Source organism: Streptococcus sp. STC1396 (assembly GCF_058933875.1).
The window spans coordinates 144,672-151,023 of the sequence record NZ_JBZYCU010000002.1 but is presented as its reverse complement, the minus strand read 5'-3'; the positions used below and the strand labels follow the sequence as shown (position 1 = coordinate 151,023).

The window sequence follows — 6,352 nt, the reverse complement described above, 5'->3', positions numbered from 1 at the left end:
TTGTTTCTCAGGTTTCCAGCCCGCAGGGGATTCGTGAGGTCTTGCTTCCGACTTGGTCGCATGAGCACGGTCAGGATGATCTGATTTGGCACAAGGCTCAGAAACAGTCTGACGGTACCTATAAGTTTACCGTTCGTGCCAGCGAGCACAAGAATTCTGTCGGTGACTACAGTGTGCATCTGTATTATGTCCAAGATAACGGTCAGATGGTCGGTGTCGGCGGAACGAAAGTAACCGTTACTCGCACGGAGTCTATTCCAAGTGTCAAGGTTGAAATAAAAGATGTAAGACAGACAGAGGGAGTTTACCGAGTTGTTGTAAATCGTCCTTCTGGTGCTAAAGAGATTAAAAATATACGGGTTGCTGCTTGGTCTGAAAAAAATCAAGGTAATCTTCATTGGTATAAGACAGCTCCGACTGGGGATAGTACAGAAGTTGTCGTTAATTCGGCTAACCATTATTTTCTTAAAGGAGACTACATCACTCATGCTTATATTGACTACACTGACGGAACTACAGATGGTTTCAATGTAGGAAATCATGAATTAGATCCTCAGATAAAGGGGCAGAGAGATCGAGTCGTACAGTCAGCAGCAGCACTTGTTGGTGTTCAGGGGGGCAGCGAGCAGCACCGTCTGTTAGTGGCGGATTATAATCGCATTCGTCCATTGCCAGTGGGATATGCTGTCAAGGAAACGGATGACTGGTGTGATATTTTTGTCACTGTGGTTTTCCAAAGACAGGGTTTGAGTGAACTTATCGGTCGCGAGTGCGGAGTAGAACGTCATATTCAAATTTTCAAACGCTTGGGTATTTGGAATGAAGATGGGAATTCAACACCTAAAGCAGGCGATATCATCACTTTTAACTGGGATCAAAACAGTCAGCAAAATGACGGCTGGGCGGATCATATTGGTATTGTAGAGAAAGTGGAGAATGGCATTATTCATACTATCGAAGGAAACAGTACCAATAATCAGGTGCAACGCAAAACCTATCGTATTGGTCACGGGAATATTCGCGGATTTGCTAGTCCTCTATATAAATAAGTAAAGAAATTCTTTGCACACAGGAAGCAAGTGCCGATAAATTTCAATTGTAATAAGCATCTCATTTAAGCATTACAAACTTTTTCTAGACTCTTTTAGTAGAAGACGGTCTAAACCGTAGCGGAAGTAGGCAACTCCTCAGAGGAATTTTAAAAAGGGAAATTTAGAAGAGAGTAACAAAAACAACAGTACAAAATTAGTGCTGTTGTTTTTGTTAATTCAAATGCATTTTTAAATATTAGTAGATTTTGCAAAGATTCTTGGGCTGACCTTTTTGAGTTGTGGAATGAAGACCAGACTGACCCCGATAACGAGAAGTCGGTCTGCATAGTCAGTCAGTGCTTGGACGATGATGGTACTGGTGACCAAATCTAAGCCTAAGCCATGTAAGCCCTGAACGATGAGGCTGGAACCACTTGGAGTAATCCCTTTGAAGACGATGACGGTAATCAGAGAGGCCAAGGCAGTGGCTGGCAGGGAAACCATAAAAGATTTCCAGAAGAGGTTTAGCCTAGGTTTTGAATCAGCCTTGAAAAAGACTGAGATGAGCAGTGCCAAAAGAATGGCTACTGGAGAGAAATATATAGCAGAAATGTCCGTTGTAAAAGCACTAATCAGAGCGCTGGCAATCGCAGTTCCTACTCCGAAAATAGGTCCTAAAACAAGGCTGGCTAATATCGTTCCAAACGTATCCAAATAAACAGGAAGTTTTAGAAAAAGAGCAATGTTGGCACCGGCATAGTTAAGAGCGATGCAGACAGCAGTAAATGTGATGATAAATGGTGATGTTTTTTTCATAATCTTATCCTAAGTTTAAAGTTTGTAGATCTTGGCAGATGATTTCCTTTGAGGTATTGAGTATCACAGCGAGAAAATCCTGAAAAAAGAGTTTGGTATCTACTTGAGTCAACACTTTAGTGTTTGCTTCTTTATTATAAAAATGATAAGCATCAACCAGCGTTTGTCCCATGGCAATACCCTCCGTTGCAACATCTACATAGGAATCAAAACCATGGCAAAGGTCTTCATGCAGGAAATGGGAAACAGCCAACGGATCGTTGATGACACAACCGATGATATGTTCATACTCCCAATGAAAATCCCAATAGAAACGAGTGATTTTCCCGATGAAGTCAGCGACTTCAAGATTAATAAAACGCATATATTCAAATAGATTGGGTGTTAAGACAATCTTTCGAGTGACATCTAGACCGACCATTTCAATCTTTTTTCCAAGTTTTTCGTAGGTTTCTTGAGCTGCATGCGGATCGCACCAGTAGTTGTATTCGGCCACAGGTGAACAGTTGCCGTGCGATTTGTAGCTGCCGCCCATGCTGATAAATCGGTCTAGATGTTGACCAAGTGTAGGATTTTTCCTGAGAGCCAAGGCAATATTGGTCAAAGGCCCCAGCGCGATGATAGAAGTATTCTTATTGGTCTGGAAGTAGTCTGCCAGGAAGTCATAAGCAGCTTGTGGCTGGGCTTGGGTGGAGCTGCTTCGTGCTATCCCGCTTTCCCCCAATCCATCCATGCCGTGGGTATCTTGAGCGGAGATGAATTCACGAACCAAAGGCTTGTCGGCTCCTGCATAAATTGGAATATCCAGCCGATTCAGCCTTTCCAATATTTTGAAGGCATTTTCTAGGCCTAGTTCAACTGGGACATTTCCAGCAACAATCGTCAAAGCGACCACCTCTAAGTCAGGGTGTTGCAGGGCATAGAGCAGGGCTAGGCTGTCATCTATGCCGGGATCACAATCAATAATAACTTTTCTTTTCATAGGTCCTCCTTTTGAGAAATAAAATAAGGTTGAAACCTCCGTCTCAACCCCTCAGTTAGTTCTGCCAAAGCGGCAGGACACCAGAAAAAACTATGCGCAATTACATTACTTTAGAATATAAGGGTACTTAGTTTTTTATACTGGGAAGTTTGCGAACCAGTCCAAAACAACTGTTTTGAATTATGCATTTACTATCATAATGAAAAATTGCCTAAAAGTCAATGGGAAGGAGGACAAGAATAGTCAGTCTTTTGACTTTATGATATAATAAGATGAAAGAAATGAGGAGAATATAATGGCAAAAATAGTACAAACAGATAAAGCACCAGCAGCAATCGGACCTTATGTCCAAGGAAAAATCGTCGGCAACCTTTTATTTGCCAGCGGTCAAATTCCTTTGTCACCAGAGACAGGAGAAATTGTAGGAGCAACGATTGAGGAGCAGACCCAGCAGGTTTTGAAAAATGTAGCAGCCATTTTAGCAGCCGCCGGAACAGATTTTGACCATGTGGTCAAGGCGACCTGTTTCCTGAGTGATATCAATGATTTTGTGCCATTTAATGAAGTCTACAAGACAGCCTTTAAGAGCGAGTTTCCAGCTCGTTCGGCAGTAGAAGTGGCTCGCTTGCCTCGTGATGTTAAAATCGAAATCGAAGTCATTGCTGAGATTGTGGAATAAATGTTTGGGGCTGGGAAAAGTTTCCTGTCCCTTTTTAGACATGATAGGTTAGAGAAAGGAGAAAGAATGACTGAACACAAGATTCAATTAGTGATTGTGACTGGAATGAGCGGGGCGGGGAAGACCGTAGCTATCCAGTCCTTTGAAGATTTAGGTTATTTTACCATTGATAATATGCCGCCAACTCTGGTGCCAAAGTTCTTACAGCTGGTCGAAGGGACCACTGACAATGATAAATTGGCTTTGGTTGTTGATATGCGCAGCCGTTCTTTCTTTTTGCAAATCCAGAATGTTTTGGATGATTTAGAGCAAAATGAGAACATCGATTTCAAGATTCTTTTCCTAGATGCGGCGGATAAGGAGTTAGTGGCTCGTTATAAGGAAACACGGCGCAGCCATCCGCTGGCAGCTGATGGACGGATTTTGGATGGGATTAAGCTGGAGCGTGAGCTCTTGGCCCCTCTGAAAAATCTCAGTCAAAATGTTGTGGACACAACAGATTTGACACCACGGGAGCTCAGAAAGACCATCTCTGAGCAATTTTCAAATCAGGACGAGATGCACAGTTTCCGGATTGAAGTCATGAGTTTTGGTTTCAAATACGGTCTGCCTTTGGATGCAGATTTGGTCTTTGATGTACGTTTCCTGCCCAATCCGTACTATAAGCCCGAACTGCGCAATCAGACAGGCTTGGACAAGGATGTCTTCAACTATGTCATGAACCATGCTGAGTCAGAAGAATTTTACCAGCATCTGCTGGGCTTGATTGAGCCGATTTTGCCGGGTTATCGGAAAGAAGGAAAATCTGTGCTGACCATCGCAGTAGGCTGCACGGGCGGACAGCACCGCAGCGTAGCCTTTGCGCAACGTTTGGCGGATGATTTGGCAAAAAATTGGCCAGTTAATGCCAGCCATCGCGACAAAAATCGTCGGAAGGAAACGGTGAACCGCTCATGAGAAAACCTAGAATCACAGTCATTGGTGGCGGCACAGGAATCTCAGTTATCTTGGACAGTCTGCGGAAAAAAGAAGTGGAAATCACAGCTATTGTCACAGTAGCAGATGACGGCGGCAGTTCTGGCGAGCTACGGAAAAACATTCAGCAGCTGACTCCTCCGGGCGATTTGCGAAATGTTCTTGTAGCCATGTCTGACATGCCAAAGTTCTATGAGAAGGTCTTCCAGTATCGCTTTGCCGAAGGAGACGGTGTTCTAGCTGGTCATCCTCTGGGGAATCTGATTATTGCCGGCATTTCTGAAATGCAGGGCTCAACCTATAACGCCATGCAGCTTCTGACCAAGTTTTTCCATACGACAGGTAAAATCTATCCTTCTAGTGACAATCCCCTTACTCTACATGCTGTTTTTACGGATGGAACGGAAGTTGTCGGTGAAAGCAATCTGGCTAGTAAGAGTGGGATGATTGAGCGGGTTTATGTGACCAATACTTATGATGATGAAAAGCCTGCTGCTAGTAAAAAGGTGGTTGAGAGCATTTTGGAAAGCGATATGGTGGTTCTGGGACCAGGTTCCCTCTTTACTTCCATTTTACCTAATCTCGTTATTGAGGAAATTGGTCAAGCCCTTCTAGATACAAAGGCAGAAGTGGCCTATGTCTGCAACATTATGACTCAACGCGGCGAAACCGAGCACTTTTCAGATAGCGACCATGTCCAAGTGCTGCATCGTCATCTGGGCAGAAAGTTCATTGATACTGTCTTGGTCAATATCGAGCCGGTCCCGCGTGAGTATATGAATAGCAATAAATTTGATGAATATCTGGTGCAGGTTGACCACGATTTTCGAGGGTTGCAGGAGCAAGTTCCTCGCGTTATTTCTTCGAATTTTCTTTGTTTGGAAAATGGCGGAGCTTTTCACGATGGCGAGTTAGTCGTTGATGAGTTGATGCAGATTATACAGGTGCGCAAATGAGTTTTACAGTTAAGGTCAAAGAAGAGCTTTTAAGCTTAGCTGTAAAGGACAAAAATGAGTTGGCTGCTATCATCAAGATGGCTGGTAGTCTGGGAATTTCTTCGTCTGGCCTTACCTTATCCATTTCAACAGAAAATGCCAAAATTGCCCGACATATCTACGAGCTGCTGATAGACATCTATCAGGTCAAGTCAGAAATCCGCCACCATCAGAAGACTAATTTGCGCAAGAATCGTGTTTATACAGTATTTCTGGATCAAAAAGTGGAAGAAATCCTATCTGATCTACACTTGGCTGACTCCTTTTTTGGTATCGAGGTAGGGATTGACCAGGCTATTCTGTCGGATGATGAAGCCAGTCGTTCCTATCTGAGGGGAGCATTTCTGGCCAGTGGCAGTATGCGGGAGCCAGACTCAGGCAAGTACCAGCTTGAAATTCTCTCCGTCTATTTGGATCATGCTGAGGATCTAGCTGCCCTAATGCGCCGTTTTCTTCTGGATGCCAAGACGATTGAGCGTAAGAAAGGAGCTGTGACCTATCTGCAACGGGCTGAGGACGTCATGGATTTTCTCATTGTCATTGGAGCTATGGAAGCCATGGCTGAGTTTGAGTCTATCAAGCTCCTGCGGGAAGCACGCAATGATCTCAATCGAGCAAACAATGCGGAGACGGCCAATATTGCCCGCACAGTGACGGCCAGTATGAAGACGATTAATAATATTATCAAAATTATTGATAGCATAGGTATTGAACAGTTGCCAGTGGACCTGCAGGAAGTAGCCCAGCTGCGTATCCAGCATCCGGATTACTCCATTCAACAGCTGGCTGATAATCTGAACCGGCCACTGACTAAGAGCGGTGTCAATCATCGCTTGAGAAAAATTAATAAAATCGCAGATGAATTATAAAAGCT

The 6,352-nt window shown here is 43.8% G+C and carries 7 protein-coding genes and 1 riboswitch; of the genes, 5 read left to right on the top strand and 2 right to left on the bottom strand.

Features of this window, described 5'->3' with window-relative positions; translation table 11 throughout:
* Positions 1–1,049, top strand: a 1,049-nt coding sequence (locus AC5FEC_RS01555) for a GBS Bsp-like repeat-containing protein (protein ID WP_493661074.1), incomplete at its 5' end; no start/stop codon positions are given.
* Positions 1,050–1,280: 231 nt separating this feature from the next.
* Here AC5FEC_RS01555 and AC5FEC_RS01550 read toward each other — a convergent pair.
* Positions 1,281–1,847, bottom strand: coding sequence for a LytS/YhcK type 5TM receptor domain-containing protein (locus AC5FEC_RS01550; protein ID WP_493661073.1), 567 nt, complete (start codon positions 1,845–1,847; stop codon positions 1,281–1,283).
* Positions 1,848–1,851: 4 nt separating this feature from the next.
* Positions 1,852–2,829, bottom strand: coding sequence for a nucleoside hydrolase (locus tag AC5FEC_RS01545; RefSeq protein WP_493661072.1), 978 nt, complete (start codon positions 2,827–2,829; stop codon positions 1,852–1,854).
* 121 nt (positions 2,830–2,950) lie between these two features.
* Positions 2,951–2,995, bottom strand: a riboswitch (PreQ1 riboswitch).
* A 129-nt stretch (positions 2,996–3,124) separates the two neighbouring features.
* On the opposite strand from AC5FEC_RS01545, the gene AC5FEC_RS01540 reads away from it, so the two are divergent.
* The 4 genes from AC5FEC_RS01540 to whiA all read left to right on the top strand — a co-directional run bounded on the left by AC5FEC_RS01540 (position 3,125) and on the right by whiA (position 6,347).
* Complete coding sequence (locus AC5FEC_RS01540; protein ID WP_493661071.1) at positions 3,125–3,508, top strand: RidA family protein; 384 nt, start codon at positions 3,125–3,127, stop codon at positions 3,506–3,508.
* A gap of 66 nt (positions 3,509–3,574) precedes the next feature.
* Positions 3,575–4,465, top strand: coding sequence for an RNase adapter RapZ (gene rapZ / locus AC5FEC_RS01535; protein WP_493661070.1), 891 nt, complete (start codon positions 3,575–3,577; stop codon positions 4,463–4,465).
* Positions 4,462–5,439, top strand: a complete 978-nt coding sequence (locus AC5FEC_RS01530; RefSeq protein ID WP_037614451.1) for a YvcK family protein — start codon at positions 4,462–4,464, stop codon at positions 5,437–5,439. Before rapZ ends, AC5FEC_RS01530 begins: the two co-directional genes overlap by 4 nt.
* Positions 5,436–6,347 (top strand): DNA-binding protein WhiA, encoded by a 912-nt coding sequence (gene whiA / locus AC5FEC_RS01525; RefSeq protein ID WP_037614452.1) that lies wholly within the window; start codon positions 5,436–5,438, stop codon positions 6,345–6,347. Before AC5FEC_RS01530 ends, whiA begins: the two co-directional genes overlap by 4 nt.
* The last annotated feature ends 5 nt before the right edge of the window (positions 6,348–6,352 follow it).

Coding starts and splice junctions, on each gene's coding strand:
- AC5FEC_RS01550 (WP_493661073.1), bottom strand. CDS start 1,847: ATGAAAAAAACATCACCATTTATCATCACATTTACTGCTGTCTGCATC.
- AC5FEC_RS01545 (WP_493661072.1), bottom strand. CDS start 2,829: ATGAAAAGAAAAGTTATTATTGATTGTGATCCCGGCATAGATGACAGC.
- AC5FEC_RS01540 (WP_493661071.1), top strand. CDS start 3,125: ATGGCAAAAATAGTACAAACAGATAAAGCACCAGCAGCAATCGGACCT.
- rapZ (WP_493661070.1), top strand. CDS start 3,575: ATGACTGAACACAAGATTCAATTAGTGATTGTGACTGGAATGAGCGGG.
- AC5FEC_RS01530 (WP_037614451.1), top strand. CDS start 4,462: ATGAGAAAACCTAGAATCACAGTCATTGGTGGCGGCACAGGAATCTCA.
- whiA (WP_037614452.1), top strand. CDS start 5,436: ATGAGTTTTACAGTTAAGGTCAAAGAAGAGCTTTTAAGCTTAGCTGTA.